This is a genomic window from Pseudomonas sp. PP3, assembly GCF_905336995.1.
GTDB lineage: Bacteria > Pseudomonadota > Gammaproteobacteria > Pseudomonadales > Pseudomonadaceae > Aquipseudomonas > Aquipseudomonas reinekei.
This window is the reverse complement of the sequence record NZ_HG995459.1, coordinates 4,350,018-4,369,971: the sequence shown is the minus strand read 5'-3', so window position 1 is coordinate 4,369,971 and position 19,954 is coordinate 4,350,018. Positions and strand designations below refer to the sequence as shown.

The following is a 19,954-nucleotide window of genomic DNA, read 5'->3' as shown; positions in this document are numbered from 1 at the left end:
GAGCTGGCTCCCTCGGCACAAAGGTAAGTCAGCAGCCTTTGAAGATTCCCGGCCGCCGCTCCACCAGTGACCGCACACCTTCCTGCGCATCCTCAGTGACCAACAGTTTTTTCACCAGCGCCGGCAAACCCTGCGCTGCCGCCGTTTCCCCTTCATAGCGCGCCTGCCGGGCCGACATCAGCGTCGCCTGAACCCCCAGCGGCGCCTGGCGGGCGATCCGCTCGGCCAACTCAATCGCCCGTGGCAGCAAGTCCTCGCTGGCCATGACTTCCTGGACCAGGCCCAGATGCAACGCATCGCGGGCATCGAACTCGTCGCCCGTCAGCATCCAGCGCATCGCATTGCCCCAACCGGCGACCTGATGCAGGCGCAATGTGGCGCCGCCGAAGGGGAAGATCCCGCGCTGTACTTCCATTTGCGCGAAGCGGGTATTGCTGGCGCACAGGTTGATATCGGCGGCCAGCATCAACTCGATGCCGATGGTCAGGCAATACCCCTGTGCAGCGACAATCACCGGTTTGCTCACCCTCGGGCCGGCGAATACACCCCACGGATCACAACCGCCGGGCGGGGCCTGCCAGCCTTCGGTCAGCGCCGCACTGGCATTGACCAGATCCAGGCCGGCGGTGAAATGCTCGCCATGGCCGAAGACCACTGCAACACGGGCATCGCTGTCGGCTTCGAACTCACCATAGGCCAGGCTCAGCTCATTGAGCAGGTCGAGGTCGAAAGCATTGCGCTTGGCTACCCGATCCAGACCGATCAACAGGACATGACCGCGCTTTTCACGGCTCACACGGTGGGTGTTGAGCTCTTTCATGGTGCATTTCCTCGGGCGGGAAAGGGTGTCAGACCAGCGGTCCGGGTCTTCAAGGTGAACCGATTTAGCGCCATCACCCGCAGGGCCGGGCCTTTGAAAAATAGACGCTTGCACGATTATCCGCAAAGCCTGTGACAGAACGCCGTACGCGGGAGTTTTGCGATAAAAAAAGCTCCCTTTTTCGGCAAATTCCGGTATAGTGCGCGCCGGCCTTTAGCCGGGCCGCGTTTAGGTAGAGCAATTCCCCGAAGTCAGCTTCGGCTGCACGTCCGTACTGCGGACTCTCCCTTGACGATTCTTTTCATTCATTCGTTTTCGCAAATCCCCGCCGACAAAGCTGCCAGGGCGACTCTTGAGTCTCAACACGGCACGCGCAGCTTTGGAGCATGGGTCTTTGCGGATGCACTTAGAGGCAGACCCATGACCCAGGAAACCGGCGGCTTCGCCGCTTTTAATCTTAATCCGAATATTCTCGCAGCCGTCACCGCGACTGGCTACGAAGAGCCATCGGCTATTCAGCAGCAATCGATCCCGATCATCATGGCCGGTCACGACATGATTGGTCAGGCGCAAACCGGTACGGGTAAAACCGCTGCGTTCGCCCTGCCGATCCTGCATCGCATCGATCCTGCAAAGCGCGAGCCGCAAGCCCTGATCCTGGCACCAACTCGTGAGTTGGCGCTACAAGTTGCAACCGCTTTCGAAACCTACGCCAAGCAAATGCCGGGCGTCACTGTTGTGGCTGTCTACGGCGGCGCGCCGATGGGCCCACAACTGAAAGCAATCCGTAATGGCGCACAGATCGTTGTCGCCACTCCGGGCCGTCTGTGCGACCACCTGCGTCGTGACGAAAAAGTACTGGCGACCGTGAACCACCTGGTTCTCGACGAAGCCGACGAAATGCTCAAGCTGGGCTTCATGGACGACCTGGAAGTTATCTTCAAGGCTCTGCCAGCAACCCGTCAGACCGTCTTGTTCTCGGCCACCTTGCCGCAGTCGATCCGTGCCATTGCCGAACGCCACCTGCGCGATCCGCAACACGTGAAGATCCAGACCAAGACCCAGACCGTTACCGCGATCGAACAGGCTCACCTGTTGGTTCACGCTGACCAGAAGACTTCTGCCGTTCTCAGCTTGCTGGAAGTGGAAGACTTCGACGCCCTGATCATGTTCGTGCGCACCAAGCAAGCGACCCTGGACCTGGCCAGTGCCCTTGAAGCCAAAGGCTACAAAGCCGCTGCGCTGAACGGTGACATCGCCCAGAACCAGCGTGAGCGCGTAATCGACTCCCTCAAGGATGGCCGTCTGGACATCGTTGTGGCGACCGACGTTGCTGCTCGTGGCCTGGACGTTCCGCGCATCACTCACGTATTCAACGTTGACATGCCGTACGACCCGGAGTCCTACGTTCACCGTATCGGCCGTACCGGCCGTGCCGGTCGCGAAGGTCGTGCACTGCTGCTGGTGACTCCGCGTGAGCGCCGCATGCTGCAAGTGATCGAGCGTGTAACCGGTCAGAAGGTTGCTGAAGTTCGCCTGCCGGACGCTCAAGCCGTTCTGGATGCGCGCATCAAGAAACTGACCAACAGCCTGTCGCCGCTGGTGGCTGATGCCGAATCGACCCACGGTGATCTGCTTGATCGCCTGACCGCCGACATCGGTTGCAGCCCGCGTGCCCTGGCCGCAGCCCTGCTGCGCAAGGCCACCAACGGCCAAGCGCTGAACCTGGCCGCTATCGAGAAAGAGCGTCCACTGGTGCCGAACAACGCACCGCGTGGCGATCGTCCAGAGCGTTCCGGTGACCGTCCTGAGCGTGGTGACCGTGAGCGTCGTGCTCCGATGCCGCTGGGTGAAGGCCGTGCTCGTTGCCGTACCGCGCTGGGCGCGCGTGATGGTATCGCTGCCAAGAACCTGCTGGGCGCCATCCTCAACGAAGGTGGCCTGGCTCGCGAAGCAATCGGTCGCATCCAGGTGCGTGACAGCTTCAGCCTCGTTGAGCTGCCGGAAGATGGTCTGGAGAAGTTGCTGACCAAGCTGAAGGACACTCGCGTTGCCGGTAAGCAGTTGAAGCTGCGTCGCTATCGCGAAGATTGATCCGCCCTTGGGCTGATTGATCGAACATAAAAAATCCCCGACTGGTTCGGGGATTTTTTTTGCCTGATCGTTCCCACGCAATGGGAATGATCAAGTGTCAGCCAAAGCGATAAATGTCCATCCCCAGCGCCCCCATGGTGAACCCCTGATGCGCAATGCTGAACTCACCCCCAGCCGCGCGGGCGAAGTACAGCGGCAGCAGGTGTTCATCACTCGGATGGTTGCGCACAGCATTCGGAGCTTGCTGACGATAGTCATGCAGCGCGGCTTCGTCGTCGGCAGCCAGTTTTTCGATCATCCAGTCGCGGAACGTCCGGGCCCAGGGCTCAACGCTTTCCGGACCGGCATGCCAGTCCAGTTCCCGCAGGTTGTGCGTGATGCTGCCGGAGCCGATCAGCAACGCGCCGTGCTCGCGCAGGCTGGCCAAGGCATGGCCAACGCGGGTTTGCAGGGCGGGGCCGCCACGGGTGGGCAGGGACACCTGAACGATCGGGATGTCCGCCTGCGGATACATCAACGACAACGGTACCCAGACCCCATGGTCAAACGGGCGCTGAGGGTCAATGCGCGCGGGAAGGTCGCTGGCCTTCAACAACTCGACGACTTCTGCCGCCAACTGGGGATTGCCGGGCGCCGGGTATTGCACTTCAAACAGGGCTTTGGGGAAACCGCCGAAATCATGCCAGGTGTCAGGTTGCGGGTTGCCGCTGACCAGCAATTCGTTGCTTTCCCAATGCGCAGAAACAATCACGATGGCTTTTGGCTTCGGCATTTCCGCCGCCAGACGCGCGAGAGCTGGCCCACTGGCACCAGGTTCCAGGGCCAGCATCGGGGAGCCATGGGATATGTACAGGCTGGGGAACATGTATGAGCTCCTGAGGGTTAAGATGGCGCCATCTTCAATCAGATCATTGATCTAAATCTAATATAAGTTTTAGGGTGTTTTGATCGAATTTTCGGGGTTATTTATGCAACCGGAGTTTTGGCACAAGAAGTGGGCGTCGAATCAGATCGGCTTCCATCTGCCGCAGGTGAACCCTTATCTGCGCCGGTTCTGGCCGGCGTTAAGTCTGGAAGAGGGCGCTCGTGTGCTGGTACCCCTGTGTGGGAAGAGTCTGGATTTGTTGTGGCTTGCCCACCAAGGGCATGAGGTTCTGGGAGTCGAACTGTCGGAAAAGGCCGTGGAGGACTTCTTCAGCGAACACGGTTTTGATCCCGCTGTTAGTGAGCAGGGGCCATTCAAGGTTTACCGGGCGGGTACGATTGAGTTGTGGTGCGGTGATTTCTTTGCACTGACCGCCGGCGATGTAGCTGATTGTTCTGCGCTCTATGACCGTGCCGCCTTGATCGCGCTGCCACCGGCGATGCGGGAGCAGTATGCCGACCATTTGAAGCGGATACTGCCGAAGGAATTCCTTGGGTTGCTGATTACGCTGGACTACGACCAGGCACAAATGCCTGGCCCGCCGTTTGCCGTGGTCGATGATGAGGTGCAGCGGTTGTTTGGGGCTTCGTGGGCGCTGAAGATCCTGGAGGATCAGGACATTTTGAGCGAGAGCGGGAAATTCATAGAGGCGGGTGTTACTCGGCTTGAAGAGCGGGTTTATCGCCTGATGGGCCGTTAAAAGCAAAAGATCTTCAAGGCAAAAAAAACGGGGCGATCAGATCGCCCCGTTTTTTGTTGCCGCAGAATTATCAGCCCCGACGACGAGCCAGCGCGTCAATACGCTCTTCCAGCGGCGGGTGGCTCATGAACATACGAGCGAACCCTTGCTTGATGCCACCGTTGATGCCGAAGGCGTTCAGGGTGTCAGGCATGTGCACCGGCAGGCCTTGTTCCGCACGCAGGCGTTGCAGGGCGCCGATCATCGCGGCGGTACCGGCCAGGTTTGCACCGGCTTCGTCTGCGCGGAATTCGCGTTTGCGCGAGAACCACATCACGATGGCGCTGGCCAGAATACCCAGGACCAGTTCGGCGAAGATGGTTGCCACGTAGTAGGCAATACCCTGGCCTTCTTCATTCTTGAAGATCACCTTGTCGACAAAGTTGCCGATGATCCGAGCGAAGAACATCACGAAGGTGTTCACCACGCCCTGGATCAGCGCCAGGGTGACCATGTCGCCGTTAGCCACGTGGCCGATTTCGTGGGCCAGAACGGCTTTCACTTCATCCGGCGAAAAGCGCTCGAGCAAGCCCTGGCTGACTGCGACCAGTGCGTCGTTCTTGTTCCAGCCGGTGGCGAACGCGTTCGCCTCGTAGGCCGGGAAAATCCCGACTTCGGGCATCTTGATCCCGGCTTCACGGGACAGTTGCTCGACGGTTTGCAGCAGCCATTGCTCGTGACGCGTGCGTGGCTGGGTGATGATCTGGGTGCTGGTGCTCATCTTCGCCATCCACTTGGAGATGAACAGCGAGAACAGGGAACCGGCGAAACCAAAGACCGCACAGAAAATCAGCAGCTGATTGAGGTTGAGATCAACCCCGTTGGCCGCCATGAACCCGTTGAAGCCAAAAAGGCTCAGGGTGATGCTGGCAATCAGCACGACCGCCAGGTTAGTGGCCAAAAACAGCAGGATGCGCATCATGGTTGTAGAAATCTCCTTATGCTAAAGATGTAGCGTACTGCGGGGTATATAAGGTGCTGCACCGGGGTATTCAACCGGGTGACTATTTCAAACTGTGTCCTACGGCAAAAGCTTAGCTGCTTGCAGGGCATTTCCGACATTTATGAAGGAAGCGTTTGTAGGCCGGCAGATCTCATTCACCCCGTCGGCATTGGGCCAGAGCAGGCAGTGCAGTTACGGTATGGGGTAGAGGTGTCAGCGTTCTACAGGGCGCAAACATGTGTTGCTGAATGAATCACCGTGCGATTCGGCAAGCGCCGTCGCACGGTGATCCGCTCGTTCACTGGCGATAGGATTTGAGGAAGTTGCCGATGCGGCCGATGGCCATCTCCAGGTCATCGACGCGAGGCAGGGTCACGACACGGAAGTGGTCCGGCCATGGCCAGTTGAAGGCGGTGCCTTGAACCACCAGCAGTTTCTCGGAAAGCAGCAGGTCGAGGACGAATTTCTCGTCGTTGTGGATCGGGCAGACTTTCGGGTCGATGCGCGGGAATGCATACAGCGCGCCCATCGGCTTGACGCAACTGACGCCCGGGATGTCGTTGAGCAGTTCCCACGTGCGGTTGCGCTGTTCCAGCAGGCGTCCTGGCGGCAGCACCAGGTCGTTGATGCTCTGATAGCCACCCAGCGCGGTCTGGATCGCGTGCTGGCTCGGTACGTTGGCACACAGGCGCATGTTGGCCAGCATGTCGATGCCTTCGATGTAGCTCTGGGCGTGGTGTTTTGGCCCGGAAATGGCGATCCAGCCGGAGCGGAAACCGGCGACGCGATAGGACTTGGACAGACCGTTGAAGGTCAGGCACAGCAAGTCCGGCGCAAGGGAAGCGGTGCAGATGTGTACGGCATCGTCGTACAGGATCTTGTCGTAGATCTCGTCGGAGAACACCACCAGGTTGTGCTGGCGGGCCAGTTCCAGCATGCCCAGCAGGACTTCCCTGGAGTACACCGCACCGGTCGGGTTGTTCGGGTTGATGATCACCAGGGCCTTGGTGTTCGGGGTGATCTTGGCCTTGATGTCAGCCAGGTCCGGCCACCAGTTGGCTTGCTCGTCACACAGGTAGTGCACCGGGTTGCCGCCGGACAAACTGACGGCGGCGGTCCACAGCGGATAGTCCGGAGCCGGCACCAGCACTTCGTCGCCGTTGTTGAGCAGGGCCTGCATCGACATCACGATCAGCTCGGAAACGCCGTTGCCCAGGTAGATGTCTTCAATGCCGACGCCTTCCACCTGCTTTTGCTGGTAGTACTGCATCACGGCCTTGCGCGCGCTGAACAGGCCCTTGGAATCGCTGTAGCCCTGGGCGGTCGGCAGGTTGCGGATCACGTCCTGGAGGATTTCATCCGGCGCTTCGAAACCAAAGGGCGCCGGGTTGCCGATATTCAGCTTGAGGATGCGATGGCCTTCCTCTTCCAGGCGTTTGGCGTGCTTGAGCACTGGGCCGCGAATGTCGTAGCAGACGTTGGCGAGCTTGTTCGATTTGCTGACCTGCATGGCGATGTGTTCCCGAAAATGAACGATCCAGGCGGCGTGTGAACAACCGTACTGGGAATCCTGCGTAATCACACAGGCCTGACGCCTTGGAGGCAGCACCCATAAATCTGTTTGAATGCGCGTGGTCTGGCTGCCAGACTGGCGTTTGACGAGGCGCAATCATACGTGCCGCCCGATCCGTGGAAAAGGTACAGATCGGGCTTTTTCAGCCGCCGAGGTGTGATGATGGAAAAGTTGGAAAAAACCCTGGAAGAATGGAAGGCCATGCTCGATCCGGAGCAGTACAACGTGTGCCGCCTCAAGGGGACGGAACGGCCGTTTTCCGGCAAGTACAACGACAGCAAGGTCGATGGTGTCTACCACTGCATCTGCTGCAACGAGCCGCTGTTCGATTCCAGAACCAAGTTCGATTCCGGCTGCGGCTGGCCGAGTTTCTACGCGCCGATTGGCGACAATGCCATGACCGAAATCCGCGATGTCAGCCACGGCATGATCCGCACCGAAGTGGTCTGTGCTAAATGCGATGCGCATTTGGGCCACGTGTTCCCTGATGGTCCACCGCCGACCGGGCTGCGCTATTGCATCAACTCCGTGTGCCTGGACCTGGTGCCACGCGAATAAAATCCCGAAAGCGGTCAATCGATCGCTTTCCGTTTATTTGAATTGCACACAATTCAATTGCTCGCTATGTTTGGCTGATCTTCCTGAATCCGGAGCCCCTCGTCATGAGCGACAACCTGCTGAACATCCCTTGCACCACCATCAAGGGCGAGCAAAAGACCCTGGCGGATTACGCCGGAAAAGCCGTACTGGTGGTCAATACGGCCAGCAAATGCGGTTTCACCCCGCAGTACAAAGGCCTCGAAGAACTGTGGCAGACCTACAAGGATCAAGGCCTGGTGGTGTTGGGCTTTCCCTGCAACCAATTCGGCAAGCAAGAGCCGGGTAACGAAGGCGCGATCAGCGAGTTTTGCGAACTGAACTTCGGTGTCAGCTTCCCGCTGTTCAAAAAAATTGAAGTCAATGGCGCCGGTGCCCATCCGCTGTTCGTGCAGTTGAAAAAGCGTGCCCCGGGCGTGCTCGGCTCCCAAGGCATCAAGTGGAACTTCACCAAATTCCTGATCGGCAAGGACGGCCAGTTGGTCAAGCGCTTTGCTCCTGCCACCAAGCCGCAGGACCTTAGCCGCGAGATCGAAGCCCTGCTCAAATGAACAGCTTGTCAGTCGATTCCCTGAATCTCGACAGTCAGCTCTGCTTCAAGCTGTACGCCGCGTCCCGCGCAGTGATCCGGGCCTATAAGCCGATGCTCGATCAATTGGGCCTGACCTACCCGCAATACCTGGCAATGCTGGTGTTGTGGGAGTGGCAGGAGACGGCCCCGGAGCAGCCGACCGTCAAGGCACTGGGCGAGCGCCTGGCGCTGGATTCCGGCACGCTGACGCCGTTGCTCAAGCGCCTGGAGCAACTGCAACTGGTTCAGCGTCAACGCTCGGCACGGGATGAGCGCGAAGTGCACCTGAGCCTGTCACCTGCCGGGACGGCATTGCGCGATCAAGTCGGACCGCTCAAGGCCCGGTTGTTATGCGACAGCGGCGTGGACCTCGATCACCTGAATGACTTGCGTGATGGGCTGGACCATCTCCTGGGGCAGATCAGGGCACTGTCGTAGCGGGTACCCACAAGTCCAGCAGCGCGGCCAGTTCTTCGCGGCGGAAGGGTTTGGCCAGGTAGTCGCTCATCCCCGCCGAACGGCAGCGCTCGCGCTCTTCCGACATGGCGTTGGCGGTCAGGGCGACGATCGGCAACTGTGGCCAGCGTCCGCTGCGACGGATCTGCCGACTGGCTTCGTAGCCATCCATCACCGGCATGTTGCAATCCATCAGCACCAGATCGAATTCATCGCTCTCCAGCCGGTCCAGCGCCTCGACACCGTGGGCCGCGACCGTGACGTCGCAGCCGAGTTTGCCGAGCATGCCCTTGGCCACCAACTGATTGACCGGGTTGTCCTCGACCAACAATACCCGCGCGCGGCGCTGCGGGCTGAGAGTGTCGATGGGTGTATCGCTGATGATGTGGGTTTCCGGTTGCAGGATGCGGCGCAAGGTCTGATGCAGTGCGTTGCGTGCCAGGGGCCGGGCTTGCTGCTGCAACGGGGCGAGGGCGTTGGCTTGTTCGCTGGGCATGAAACTGCCGTAAGCGGTCACCAGCAGAATCGGTGCGGTCAACGTCGGGCGCAGGTTGAACAGGCACTCGGGGCAATCGGTGATCAGTACATCGGGATGCAAGCCGAACAAAGGGTCGTCTATGGAGCGTTGCTGATACTCCAGCCCCCAAACGGGCAACACGCTGCCGAGCAATTCCGCCAAGCCACTGCTCGCGGCAGTGATGGCGAGAACCTTGCCTTGCAATGGGGCTGGAACCAGGGCCCGGGTGTGGCGGGGCAGCGGCAGTTCTGCGCAGAACTGACTGCCGAAACCGGCCTCCGAGCTGATGGTCAGGCGCCCTTGCATCGCTTCACAGAGGTTGTAGGTCAGCGCCAGCCCCAACCCGGTCCCGCCGAACTGCCGGGTAATGCCGGCACCGGCCTGGGTGAACGGCTGGAAGATCTTGACCTGGGCATCCTGAGGAATACCGATGCCGGTGTCACACACCTCAATCCGTACGCCGTCACCGGCACTCGACAGGCGAACGTCGACCCGCCCGAAGCGGGTGAACTTGAGGGCGTTGGACAGCAAGTTACTGACGATTTGCCGGACCCGCGTCGGATCGCCGAGCACCAGCGCCGGGAAGTGTGGATCGATCAGGCACGTGAGCTCGACACTCGGTGCAGCGTTTTGCGACAACAGGTTGGCCGTGTCTTCCACCAGCGCGCCAAGGTCGAACGGGATGTGTTCGAGTTCAAGCTGGCCGGCATCGAACTTCGACAGGTCGAGAATATCGTTGAGCAATTCCACCAGCACTTTGCCCGAGTCGTGGGCGATGGACAGCTGTTGCTGCTGCTCGGCGGTCAACGGTCCGTCCAGCGATAGCGCGATCATGCCCAGCAGGCCATTGAGCGGCGTACGGATTTCGTGGCTCATGTTGGCCAGGAACACCGAGCGGGCTTCGGCCATGTCCAGCGCCGTGCTGCGAGCCAGCTCCAGCTCCTGATTGGATTGGCTGAGTCGGGCGTTGATTGCCTTGAGTTCCGCCGTGCGCGCCGAGACGATGTTTTCCAGCTGGCCGAGGTAATCGGTCAGGCGGTTTTCGGCATTGCGTCGCTGCTGGATTTCGGTGGTGACGTTTTCAAACTGCTGGTTGGCAACCTTCACCAGGACGCCGATTTCATCGTTGGCATGCCCGGTCGGACATTCCAGCGGCGTGGGTTCGCCGCTACTTGGATCTCGACGACTGAGTTCATGGATAAGCCGCACCAATGGCTTGGTCAGCATCATATAGAACAGCGTCAGCAGAATGCCCGTCAGGATCAGGCTGCGGGCGAAGCCGTTGAGCAAGGTCACTTCGGCCCGACGCAGGAAGCGGTAGCCGAACGAATAGGTGTCGACATCCAGTTGCAGGGTGCCAAGGGATTCGCTGGGCAGGTGGTCGAGATAGAGGCGGTCTTCGAATTTTCGCTCGGCACCGAACAACAGGTCACTGATCACGCGATAGCCGCTTTGCAGGCCGGGGCGCTTGACGTTGGCCAGCACGTTGCCGTTGTTGTCGATCAGCCGGGCGCCGATGATTGCCGGAGAACGCAACAGACCCATGGTCAGTTCCTGGGCGAGTTCGGCGTCAATGTTGTAGGCGATGCGCGAGGCGGGGTTGTGGCTGATTTCAAGTAAAGAAACTATTTCACGGTTGATGGAGGCATCTTCACTGGCATAATCGATGCCTATTTGCAGCAGGCTGAGCAGCATGCCCAGAATGAAACCAACCAGCACGGTAAGCCGGGCTTGCTTGTAAGACAGCCGGTTGGTGAACTTGATATCCATGGGGTGTTGAACCACTTCCGTTTTCCCTTCGCTGCTCAAGCATAGTCGATCATGCCTGTATACCGATGTTCTCGCGAGCCTTGTAAGGGTGGGAATCGCTGATCGAACGCTATGTTCCGTTGCTGTAACGCCATCATTACTGTGAACGTGCCCGAGGATAAGACGTGGACTCCCGATTGAATGCTTTTCTTGAACGCGCCGATGCCGTTCTGGCTCGAATCGAACCGTTGCTGCCTGCAGCTCGGTCAGCTATTGACTGGAGCCACTGCCTGGCCGCGCGCTGGCAGCGCGAGGGGCGCAGCGGGTTCCTGTTGCCGCTGGAAGTCAGCCTCGACATGCGCCTGTCCGACCTGATCGGCGTTGACCGGCAATTGGAACAGCTGGGTCGTAACACCCGGCAGTTCCTCGATGGCATGCCAGCCAACCACGCCTTGCTCTGGGGTTCGCGCGGTACCGGCAAGTCGTCGCTGGTGCGTGCCTTGCTGGCCGAGCATGCCCAGGGCGGATTGCGCCTGATCGAGATCGAGCGCGATCACCTGGCCGACTTGCCGCGAGTGGTCGAACAGATCGCTAAATTGCCACAACGTTTTGTGTTGTTCTGCGATGACTTGTCGTTCGAATCGGGCGAAGGCGATTACCGCGTGCTCAAGAGCGTGCTCGACGGTTCGCTGGAACAAGCGCCGGACAACGTTTTGTTGTACGCCACTTCGAACCGTCGCCACCTGGTGCCGGAGAAAGAAAGCGACAACGAAAACTGGAAACGCGTCGACGGTGAACTGCACCCCAGCGAAGCGGTGGAAGACAAGATCGCGCTGTCGGACCGCTTCGGTCTGTGGCTGTCGTTTTATCCATTTACCCAGGAACACTATCTCAACGTGGTCGAACACTGGATCGGCCAACTGGCTGCCAAGGCCGGCCTCAAGTGGCAACGGGACGAGGAGCTGGACATCCTCGCGGTGCGTTGGGCCACGGGGCGCGGCAATCGCAACGGACGTTGCGCGTATCAATTTGCCCGCTATTGGGTCGGGCTGAAACTGTTGGAGCACAATGCATGATCGATTTACAAAAGAGCGGCCAGGGCCTCGAAGGCTACGGCATGCTGCACGCGCAACTGGAATCGCTGCTGGCGGACGAGCGGGATTTCATTGCCAACGCCGCGCAATTTTCGGCGTTCCTGTTCAATCAGCTCGATGACTTGAACTGGGCAGGTTTCTACCTCAATCGCAACGAAGAACTGGTCCTGGGTCCGTTCCAGGGGCAGATCGCCTGTGTGCGCATCCCGTTCGGCCGTGGCGTATGCGGAACGGCGGCGGCGACCTTGCAGACGCAACGGGTCGAAGACGTGCACGCGTTCCCCGGGCATATCGCCTGTGACAGTGCGTCAAACAGTGAACTGGTGGTGCCCCTGGTCAAGGATGGCCGACTGATCGGCGTGCTTGATCTCGACAGCCCGAAACTGGCGCGTTTCACTGCACAGGATCAGGCCGGAATCGAGCAGCTGGCCGCGATTTTCCTGCGCCTGACCGATTGCTGATCATGCCTTGAGGCCTGCCTTGATCAGCAGGCCCGCCGGGTCCACCGCATCAATTTGTTGCGGGTCGAGATAGCGCTCGGCGTAGAGCAGATAGATGCGGGCGTTGATGAACAGTCCAAACAGTTGCGGGTCGATGTGGGCGTCCCGGCACATGAATGCCATGATGCCCAGTGCTTCGCTCAAGGACTTGGCTTTCTTGTAGGGGCGGTCGGCGGCGGTCAGTGCTTCGAAAATATCGGCAATCGCCATCATTCGCGCCGGCAGGCTCATCTCCTCGCGTTTCAGCCGTTTCGGGTAGCCGGTGCCATCCATTTTTTCGTGATGACCACCGGCAATCTCCGGGACGCTGCGCAGGTGTTCGGGGAAGGGCAGGTGGTTGAGCATCAGGATCGTCTGCACCATGTGATGATTGATGATGTAGCGCTCCTCGTTCGTCAGGGTGCCGCGGGTAATGCTCAGGTTGTAGAGTTCGCCGCGGTTGTACTTGTAAGGCGGCACATCGAGCTTGAAGCCCAGGGGGTTGTCTGGCGCGATCAGTTCAGCGACGGGGCGCTCGAACAGGTGCTCGGGTTTGTCGGCCAGCAGCGACTCAATGACTGGCAGCGTCGCCGCCGGGGTGCGCGACTGACGCCGGTTCTCTTCCCATGAAACGCCCAAGCGGTCATCCAGGGTTCGCGTCCAGGCACGTTGACCGATGCTGCGCAGGCGTTGCAGATCGGCTTCGGCCATGGCCTCGCCACCGAGGTTGCAGCGAGCGATGAATGCAAAGTCATCATCGAGTTCCGCCAGCGCCGCATCGCGCAGTGGCGCCAGCTGTTGCTCGTCGCCACCCAGGGCAATGCCTTGCCAATAACTGATCCAGACGTCGCGCTTGAGCACTTCGACGCGGGTGCGGATTTCGTGGATGCGGTCGTTCAGCGTTTCCAGTTTCGTGGCTTTGTCGACGACGTATTCCGGGGTGGTGATCTTGCCGCAATCGTGCAACCAGGCAGCGATGTGCAACGCCTCCCATTCATCGTCCGTGGGGTTGTAGCCGACGAAGTCCGGGTCGTGGCTGGCCGCAGCCGCCTGGGCGAGCATCAGGGTCAACGCCGGGACGCGCTGGCAATGGCCACCGGTATAGGGACTTTTCGCGTCAATCGCACCGGCCAGCAGTTTGATGAAAGCGTCAAGCAACTGCTTTTGCCTGGCTTGGAGGCGCTGACTCTCGATACTCACAGCGGCCGCGCCAGACACTGCCTGTAGAAACGCAATGCGATCCGGACGCAGTTTTTCCAGATCACTGCGATCGCCGCTATCCGCCAGCAAAAACAGCAGTAGCCCCACGGTTTCGTTGTGGCGATTGTGCAAGCGGATGCCGATCAGATGCACCCGCGGGCAGGCCATCGCCAATAGCACTTTCTGCAAGTCCCCGGCCTGTTCGAAACCAAGGTTGGTCACGACGTTGTTGGCGCCCGCCAGCTGCTGCATCCACGCAGGGCTTTGCGCGCCTTGCAGCTCGTGCGCCTGGATGTCGAAGGACGACAGGGGCCGGGCGACATCGTGAATGACCAGGCCATGGGGCTCCATGCGGTCACCGTCACCTTCGCGCAGGTAAATCAGACCCGCCTGGGCCTGGCCGATTTTTACCGTTTCAAACAACACCCGTTGCAGCAACGGCGCAAAACGGGTTTCGGCGCTCAGGCTGTCGGTGATCCGGAAGAAGCTCGCCAGGGTGTCTTTCATCCGCGCCATTGACACGCTCAGTTGATCGACCTCTAGCACCGGAGAGCGGCGGGACAGCGGAAAGTTGAAATCGAAGCTGCGTATCGCATCGGCTTCCTGCACCAGTGCACGCAGCGGCTTGACCAGAATTCTCGACGTCAGCCAGCCCAGCGGCAGGCACAGCAACAAGGTTGCCAGGGTTATCAGTGCGCCCTGCCAGCGCATGCGGTAGGCGTCGACGAGCAATTCATCTTCCGGCACCAGCATCGCCAGTTGCAGGCCTTGGGGGCCGCCTTCCTGCATGCTGCTGCGGGCCACGATCCACTCGCGGCCGGCGGCATTCAGGCGATTGCCTTGCGTCGGGTTGTTGAGCAACGCGCCTAGGCCGGGGCTCAGGTCTGCAGCCTTGATCAAGCGTGCGGACTGATCGTCGATGATCAGTCGATTGCTGTCGGGATAAGCAATGGCGTTGCCCTGGGCGTCGAACAGCACGATTTCGGTGGCCGGCGTCACCACATGCTTGGCCAGGGTTGCGCTGAGGGCGGCCAGGGTCAGGTCGGCGCCCATCACCACATTTTCGCCACTGCGCCGAGCGAGGGTAGTGCCGACGTTGTGGGTGGAGAAAAAGACGTAGGGTTCGGTGGTGATCTGATCGTTGTCGTGGCTGGCGCTGGAAAACCAGGCGCGGCTTCGCGGATCGTAGGTATCGCCGGGGTTGTCGTGGCGACTGATCAGCAACAGGTTCTGATCGAAAAACAAAGACTGGGAATGAACCTGTCCGCTGGCGTTACGCTCGATGCTCCATACCTGATAGGCCGCTGTGTCCGGCGCTTTGAGCAGGGTTTTCAGCGGCTCGCTGCGCAACGGCCGAACCATGAAAAAGTCACCGTTGTCGTAGCCCAGGTACAGTGAGGCGAGGTCGGGATTGTCCTTGAGTGACTGGCTGAAGGACGGCAGTAAGGTCAGGCGCTGTTCCAGGTCCGGCGCCTGGACCGCAGGCGTGTGCACCAGCAGGCTCAGCAAGTGACGAATCGGTTCGTAGGTCGCGTGCAGGTCCAGGCGCACGTCCTGTTCGATTCGATTGAAAAGCTTCTCGCTGCTCGACAGGATGATCTGCGTGGTCTGTCGATAATTGAAAATGCCCAGCACCACCCCGGTCAGCGAAAGCAGCAAGGTGAACATCACGCTGATATGCACGTGCAGGGGAAACCGGCGTGGATCCGGGCGCAGTGGGCTGGGCATGCAGGTTTCTCCATGATGGTTAACACACTGCTCAGCGTCCAAGCATAGTTAAGCCCTGTTCATCCTGCCTTGGTCCTTTTTGTCGATTTGGCGTAGCAATGCCTGGTCCAGTTCGAGCATGGCGTGTTCCAGGTCCGTGCAACGATCGGCCACGTCGCCGGGCTGAAATTTGTCGTGGCACGATGCTTCGAGCGCCTCGCAGCTGTCGATCAATCGGCTGGCCTGGACGATTCGCGCGGCCCCTTTGATTTTGTGGGCAATGTCGAGAAAAGCCTGAGGGTCCGTTGACCCGGCCAGCGCCAATAGGGCCTGGCGATCCAGCCGGTTGCTGTTGAGCAACTCGTCCAGCAATCGCTGATTGAGCAGCGGGTTTGTTCCGGTGAACTGTTGCAACGCTTGCATGCTGAAGGCGGGTGCGACATGAGCAGGCGTCAGGCCTTTGACCCATTGGCTCAGGGCGGTCAGCGTCAGGGGTTTGAACAGGCAATCATCCATTCCCGCCTGTTTGCAGCGTTGCACTTCTTCCGGCTGTGCGTTGGCGGTAAAGCCCAACACGGTGCAGGGCGGCAACTGCATGTGGTGTTCGTGCCGGCGAATGGCGCGCGCCAGTTCGTAGCCATTCATGACCGGCATGTTGCAATCGGCGATCACCAGATCGAATGTGTCGCTTTTCCACGTTTCGAATCCGGCCTGACCATCCTCTGCAACGCGGAAACGATGACCCAGAAATTCCAGCTGCTGACACATCAGCAGGCGGTTGGCGGCGTGGTCGTCGACCACCAGGACATGCAACGGGGCGGCAGTGGTCTCGAGCGGCGTTTCGGCCTTGCCCACCTGCGGCTCGCGCGGCAGTGTGGTCAGGCGAAGCGACATTCGCACTTGAGTGCCCATCCCGGGCTGACTGCTCAATTGCAGCTCACCGCCCATCATTTCGCACAGGCTGCGGCTAATCACCAGGCCAAGCCCGGCACCGCCTCTGCCAGATTGCCCGGTGGTTTCGGTCTGGGCGAAGGGCGCAAACAGGCGCTGCTGGTCGGCTTCACTGATCCCTATGCCGCTGTCTTCAACCCGTAGCATCATCTGCACCTGATCGGGTTCGGTGCCGGGTTGCAAGCTGACGACAATTCTGACCTGGCCTTGCTCGGTAAACTTGATGGCGTTGCTGACCAGGTTGGACAGCACCTGTTTGAAACGCAGCGGATCCAGCAGAACATCGACTGCCGGATCAGGCGAATCGAACTCCAGCAGCAGTTCCAGCGCTTTCTGCCGGGCGAGTCCGTCGAAGATTCGCACCACCGACGCCACGATCTCTTCGGGATTGACCCGTTCTGGGCTCAGGCTCAAATGCCCGGATTCGATACGCGCAATGTCGAGTATGTCGCCGATCAACTCCAGCAGGTCTTTGGCCGAGTGGTACGCCACATCGATTGCCGGCCGATCGGGATGGTTGTGTTCGATACGCTTGAGGGTCAATTCGAGCATGCCGATCACCGCATTCATGGGCGTGCGGATCTCGTGGCTCATGGTGGCCAGGAATGTGCTCTTGGCCCGGTTGGCTTCATCGGCGCGCTCTTTCGCGCAACGCAGATCATCGAACAGTTGCCGCCGTTCGCTGATGTCGATCCAGCCACCGATGATGCCTTGCACCTCACCACTGGAGTCACGGTACGGAAGAATCCAGTGATAGATCGTCAACCGGCGGCCGCCGATGTGCAGCGGCCGGTCCAGGATCAGCGGCGTGCCTTCGGTGACGACACGCCGGTAATCAGCCTGAAACTCCCGGGCTTCGAACGCATTGCTCATCGTGCCCTGGATCACGCTTTTGCCAATGACGTCTTCGCGTTTTGCGTTGAAGGCTTGCAAGTAACTGTCATTGCAACTTTGCAGCAAGCCCTGACGGTCGCGCACATAGATCGGGTGAGGCGTGCCGTTGACCAGCGAGCGCATGAACTCGAACTGATCGTTCAGCGCTCGCTCGGCCGCCTTGCGCTGGTTGATCTGGCGCCGCATGTAAGCATTCCATGTCACGGAAATCATCAGCAACACGCCGGCCCCAATGACGATGTTGTAGAAGAGTCGGTGCAAGGTGCGCCAGGTGTTTTGCGTGGACTCCGAGTAGCCCCGCCAGCGACTGTTGATGATGCCCAGTTCTTCCGGGGCGATGCTCAGCAATGCTTTGTTGAGGATGTCGTTGAGTTCCTTGGCCTCCCGGCCGGTCGCCAGGGAGAAGGCGGCCTGCTCGGTGCCGATGGTGGTACTGATCTGTAGCGAGTGCTCAAACAGGCGCGAAGAAATGAAATAGTTGGCAATCACCAACGAATTGACCGCACCTTCGGCCAAACCTTCGGCCAGCATTTCCACGGCGCTGAAGGTGTCCGGGGTTTCGATGAGTTTTATCCTTGGAAACTCTGTGCGCAGATACGTCATCAACGGATTGCCTTGGGCGATGGCCAGACGTTTTCCTTGCAGCTGCTCAAGATTGACCGGGCTGTCCGCCTCCCTTCGCGTCAGCAGGACATAGGAATTTTGCAGATAGGGGCGGCTGAAATGGAGCAGGGTGTCCCGTTGCGCGCTGGGGAGCAGGGCGGCAATCAGGTCGACCTGGTTGTTCTTGATTCGCTGGATCATGTCGGTGTCGCTGCGACTGCGCTGGATGTCGAAGCGCAAGCCGGTACGCAGGCGGATCAGTTCCAGTAAATCCGCGGCCACGCCACGGAAGTTGCCGGCGCTGTCGAAAAACGTCAGGGGTGCGAACGCTTCATTGACCACCACTCGTACCACGGGGTGTTGCGCCAGCCAGCGCTCCTCACTGTAACTGAGCTCCAGTTTGTGATCGGTGAGCAAAATGTCGCTGCCGGCACTCCAGCGTTTGGCAATGTTTTCCCGAACGCTGACGGGGATCGCCAGCAACATGGCATTGATGATGCCGAGCAGTTGTGGATTTTTTTTGTTCACCGCGAAACTGAAACCGTGGGCTTCGTGCTTGCCGAAGTTGGCCATGCGGATGTTGTTGAGGTAGCCCTTGTTGATCATGTAATGGGTGGAAATGGTATCGCCAAGAAACACATCGGCCTGGTCGAAGGCCACGGCGTTGATCGCATTCTGATAGGACGGATAGGAGGTGATGATTGCCTTCGGGTACAGCGCCTTGACTTCCTCCAGCGGCAAATAGTGATAGACCATGCTCAAGCGCATGCCGGCGAGGCCATCGGTCAACGACCTGGTTTCACCTTCACGCGTCACCAGAACCGGCTGATCTACGGCATAGGGCGCGGAAAGGACGATTTTGGCGTTGTGGGCCTCAAAACCGTTGGCCGTCCCGAGAAGGTCAACCTCGCCATTCTCAAGCGCTTCGATGGCCGCTCCCCGGGATGCGAAGCGCTGGACCCTGACCGGCAAACCGGTGGTGGCGCCGAGGATGCCGGCGTAATCGGCAGTGAAACCTTCATAGTCCTTGCCACTGAGTGTCAGGTCAAAGGGTGGATAATCCGGTGCAGATGTACCCAGGACCAGCTCGCGCTTGTCCTTGAGCCATTGCCGTTGTGTGGCATCGAGGCGGATATCCAGTTGCCCGGCCGTGGAGCGACTCAGCAGGGCGAAATTTTCACTGCTCGGTGCTGCGAACAATGAGGTGCTCAGGCACAGGCCTGCGATCATCAATATCAGATAGTCCGTCAGGCGGCTGCGCATCGTCGTCCTCACACCAATGCGTTGCGCTTGGCCATTTCGATGAGCTCGACCAGGGATTTGGCTTTGAGCTTTTGCATCAGGCGTTTCTTGTAGGTGCTGACAGTCTTGTTGCTCAGGAACATGCCTTTGGCAATTTCCTTGTTGGTACGACCTTGTGCAAAAAGTTGCAGTACCATCAACTCCCGGTCGTTGACTGATTTGAATAGCTCCAGTTCGGCCCAACGAATGTCATCACTTCGTACAGGGTTCAACGCTTCGCTCGGGAAATAGTTGTAACCCGACAATACGGCTTTTATTGCGCTGACCAACTCACTGAGTTCTTCCTGTTTGCACACATAGCCCGAGGCACCGGATTGCATGCAGCGAATACCAAAAAGTGTCGGGCATTGCGCCGTTAATACCAATGTTTTCAGCGGGGTGCTCATGGCGTTGAAACGGGCGAGCACTTCCAGTCCATCAAGTTTGGGAATGCTGATATCGAGAATGACCAGGTCAGGCATGCACTCGCGAACCATCTGCATGGCGTCCACCCCGTTATCGGTTTCACCAACGACTTTAAAACCTTCGTGTTCCAGCAACATGCGAACGGCAAGTCGGATGACAGGGTGATCGTCGACGATAAAAACGGAGTTCATAATCAAATCCCATGCGAGCTCAAATAAAGCGCGCACCTTAGCTCAGATAGTTGAGGGGACGTACGAACGGGTGTGCCTGTAGCTGTAATATAGGAATGGTCCTACAAATGATAAGGAATAGGCTTACGTATCAACTAGGTTTTT

General features: G+C 59.2%; 15 protein-coding genes. 7 read left to right on the top strand and 8 right to left on the bottom strand.

Annotation, left to right across the window (positions count from 1 at the left end; translation table 11 throughout):
* Positions 1–28: 28 nt before the first annotated feature.
* A complete protein-coding gene (locus KHO07_RS19905; protein WP_212625289.1) occupies positions 29–820 on the bottom strand; it encodes a crotonase/enoyl-CoA hydratase family protein in 792 nt (263 codons plus the stop codon).
* 420 nt (positions 821–1,240) lie between these two features.
* Between KHO07_RS19905 and KHO07_RS19900 the strand changes: the two genes are divergently transcribed.
* Positions 1,241–2,914: a DEAD/DEAH box helicase gene (locus KHO07_RS19900; protein ID WP_075948176.1), complete on the top strand. Its 1,674-nt coding sequence runs from the start codon at positions 1,241–1,243 to the stop codon at positions 2,912–2,914.
* 97 nt (positions 2,915–3,011) lie between these two features.
* On the opposite strand, the gene KHO07_RS19895 is transcribed toward KHO07_RS19900, so the two are convergent.
* Positions 3,012–3,779 (bottom strand): class III extradiol ring-cleavage dioxygenase, encoded by a 768-nt coding sequence (locus KHO07_RS19895; RefSeq protein ID WP_150736034.1) that lies wholly within the window; start codon positions 3,777–3,779, stop codon positions 3,012–3,014.
* Positions 3,780–3,882: 103 nt separating this feature from the next.
* On the opposite strand from KHO07_RS19895, the gene KHO07_RS19890 reads away from it, so the two are divergent.
* Entirely contained in the window at positions 3,883–4,539 is a 657-nt protein-coding gene (locus tag KHO07_RS19890) for a thiopurine S-methyltransferase (protein ID WP_150736035.1), read from the top strand.
* A 70-nt stretch (positions 4,540–4,609) separates the two neighbouring features.
* On the opposite strand, the gene htpX is transcribed toward KHO07_RS19890, so the two are convergent.
* Positions 4,610–5,500: a protease HtpX gene (htpX, locus tag KHO07_RS19885; protein WP_007973520.1), complete on the bottom strand. Its 891-nt coding sequence runs from the start codon at positions 5,498–5,500 to the stop codon at positions 4,610–4,612.
* Between the two features lie 319 nt (positions 5,501–5,819).
* Positions 5,820–7,031, bottom strand: a complete 1,212-nt coding sequence (locus KHO07_RS19880) for a pyridoxal phosphate-dependent aminotransferase (protein WP_150736036.1) — start codon at positions 7,029–7,031, stop codon at positions 5,820–5,822.
* Positions 7,032–7,256: 225 nt separating this feature from the next.
* On the opposite strand from KHO07_RS19880, the gene msrB reads away from it, so the two are divergent.
* The 3 genes from msrB (at position 7,257) to KHO07_RS19865 (ending at position 8,700) form a co-directional block, all read left to right on the top strand.
* On the top strand, positions 7,257–7,652 hold the full coding sequence (gene msrB / locus KHO07_RS19875) for a peptide-methionine (R)-S-oxide reductase MsrB (RefSeq protein WP_150736037.1): 396 nt from the start codon (positions 7,257–7,259) through the stop codon (positions 7,650–7,652).
* A gap of 104 nt (positions 7,653–7,756) precedes the next feature.
* Entirely contained in the window at positions 7,757–8,242 is a 486-nt protein-coding gene (locus KHO07_RS19870) for a glutathione peroxidase (RefSeq protein ID WP_075948171.1), read from the top strand.
* On the top strand, positions 8,239–8,700 hold the full coding sequence (locus KHO07_RS19865; RefSeq protein WP_212625288.1) for a MarR family transcriptional regulator: 462 nt from the start codon (positions 8,239–8,241) through the stop codon (positions 8,698–8,700). Before KHO07_RS19870 ends, KHO07_RS19865 begins: the two co-directional genes overlap by 4 nt.
* Here KHO07_RS19865 and KHO07_RS19860 read toward each other — a convergent pair.
* The gene (locus tag KHO07_RS19860; protein ID WP_212625287.1) at positions 8,684–11,005 is read right to left on the bottom strand and encodes a response regulator; all 2,322 of its coding nucleotides are present in this window, start codon (positions 11,003–11,005) and stop codon (positions 8,684–8,686) included. The genes KHO07_RS19865 and KHO07_RS19860 overlap by 17 nt on opposite strands.
* Before the next feature lie 164 nt (positions 11,006–11,169).
* On the opposite strand from KHO07_RS19860, the gene KHO07_RS19855 reads away from it, so the two are divergent.
* Complete coding sequence (locus KHO07_RS19855; protein ID WP_212625286.1) at positions 11,170–12,060, top strand: ATP-binding protein; 891 nt, start codon at positions 11,170–11,172, stop codon at positions 12,058–12,060.
* Positions 12,057–12,539: a GAF domain-containing protein gene (locus KHO07_RS19850; RefSeq protein WP_150736040.1), complete on the top strand. Its 483-nt coding sequence runs from the start codon at positions 12,057–12,059 to the stop codon at positions 12,537–12,539. The genes KHO07_RS19855 and KHO07_RS19850 overlap by 4 nt, the downstream gene beginning before the upstream one ends.
* Here KHO07_RS19850 and KHO07_RS19845 read toward each other — a convergent pair whose 3' ends face one another.
* The 3 genes from KHO07_RS19845 to KHO07_RS19835 are packed head-to-tail and all read right to left on the bottom strand — an operon-like array spanning position 12,540 to position 19,810.
* Positions 12,540–15,485 carry an HD domain-containing phosphohydrolase gene (locus KHO07_RS19845; RefSeq protein WP_212625285.1) on the bottom strand — a complete coding sequence of 982 codons (2,946 nt, stop codon included), beginning with the start codon at positions 15,483–15,485 and terminating at the stop codon, positions 12,540–12,542.
* Between the two features lie 48 nt (positions 15,486–15,533).
* Positions 15,534–19,175: a transporter substrate-binding domain-containing protein gene (locus tag KHO07_RS19840; protein ID WP_212625284.1), complete on the bottom strand. Its 3,642-nt coding sequence runs from the start codon at positions 19,173–19,175 to the stop codon at positions 15,534–15,536.
* Positions 19,176–19,183: 8 nt separating this feature from the next.
* Positions 19,184–19,810 (bottom strand): response regulator transcription factor, encoded by a 627-nt coding sequence (locus KHO07_RS19835; protein ID WP_056856374.1) that lies wholly within the window; start codon positions 19,808–19,810, stop codon positions 19,184–19,186.
* Between the last annotated feature and the right edge of the window lie 144 nt (positions 19,811–19,954).

Coding starts and splice junctions, on each gene's coding strand:
- KHO07_RS19845 (WP_212625285.1), bottom strand. CDS start 15,485: ATGCCCAGCCCACTGCGCCCGGATCCACGCCGGTTTCCCCTGCACGTG.
- KHO07_RS19870 (WP_075948171.1), top strand. CDS start 7,757: ATGAGCGACAACCTGCTGAACATCCCTTGCACCACCATCAAGGGCGAG.
- msrB (WP_150736037.1), top strand. CDS start 7,257: ATGGAAAAGTTGGAAAAAACCCTGGAAGAATGGAAGGCCATGCTCGAT.
- KHO07_RS19895 (WP_150736034.1), bottom strand. CDS start 3,779: ATGTTCCCCAGCCTGTACATATCCCATGGCTCCCCGATGCTGGCCCTG.
- KHO07_RS19880 (WP_150736036.1), bottom strand. CDS start 7,031: ATGCAGGTCAGCAAATCGAACAAGCTCGCCAACGTCTGCTACGACATT.
- KHO07_RS19850 (WP_150736040.1), top strand. CDS start 12,057: ATGATCGATTTACAAAAGAGCGGCCAGGGCCTCGAAGGCTACGGCATG.
- KHO07_RS19865 (WP_212625288.1), top strand. CDS start 8,239: ATGAACAGCTTGTCAGTCGATTCCCTGAATCTCGACAGTCAGCTCTGC.
- KHO07_RS19860 (WP_212625287.1), bottom strand. CDS start 11,005: ATGGATATCAAGTTCACCAACCGGCTGTCTTACAAGCAAGCCCGGCTT.
- htpX (WP_007973520.1), bottom strand. CDS start 5,500: ATGATGCGCATCCTGCTGTTTTTGGCCACTAACCTGGCGGTCGTGCTG.
- KHO07_RS19835 (WP_056856374.1), bottom strand. CDS start 19,810: ATGAACTCCGTTTTTATCGTCGACGATCACCCTGTCATCCGACTTGCC.
- KHO07_RS19900 (WP_075948176.1), top strand. CDS start 1,241: ATGACCCAGGAAACCGGCGGCTTCGCCGCTTTTAATCTTAATCCGAAT.
- KHO07_RS19840 (WP_212625284.1), bottom strand. CDS start 19,175: ATGCGCAGCCGCCTGACGGACTATCTGATATTGATGATCGCAGGCCTG.
- KHO07_RS19890 (WP_150736035.1), top strand. CDS start 3,883: ATGCAACCGGAGTTTTGGCACAAGAAGTGGGCGTCGAATCAGATCGGC.
- KHO07_RS19905 (WP_212625289.1), bottom strand. CDS start 820: ATGAAAGAGCTCAACACCCACCGTGTGAGCCGTGAAAAGCGCGGTCAT.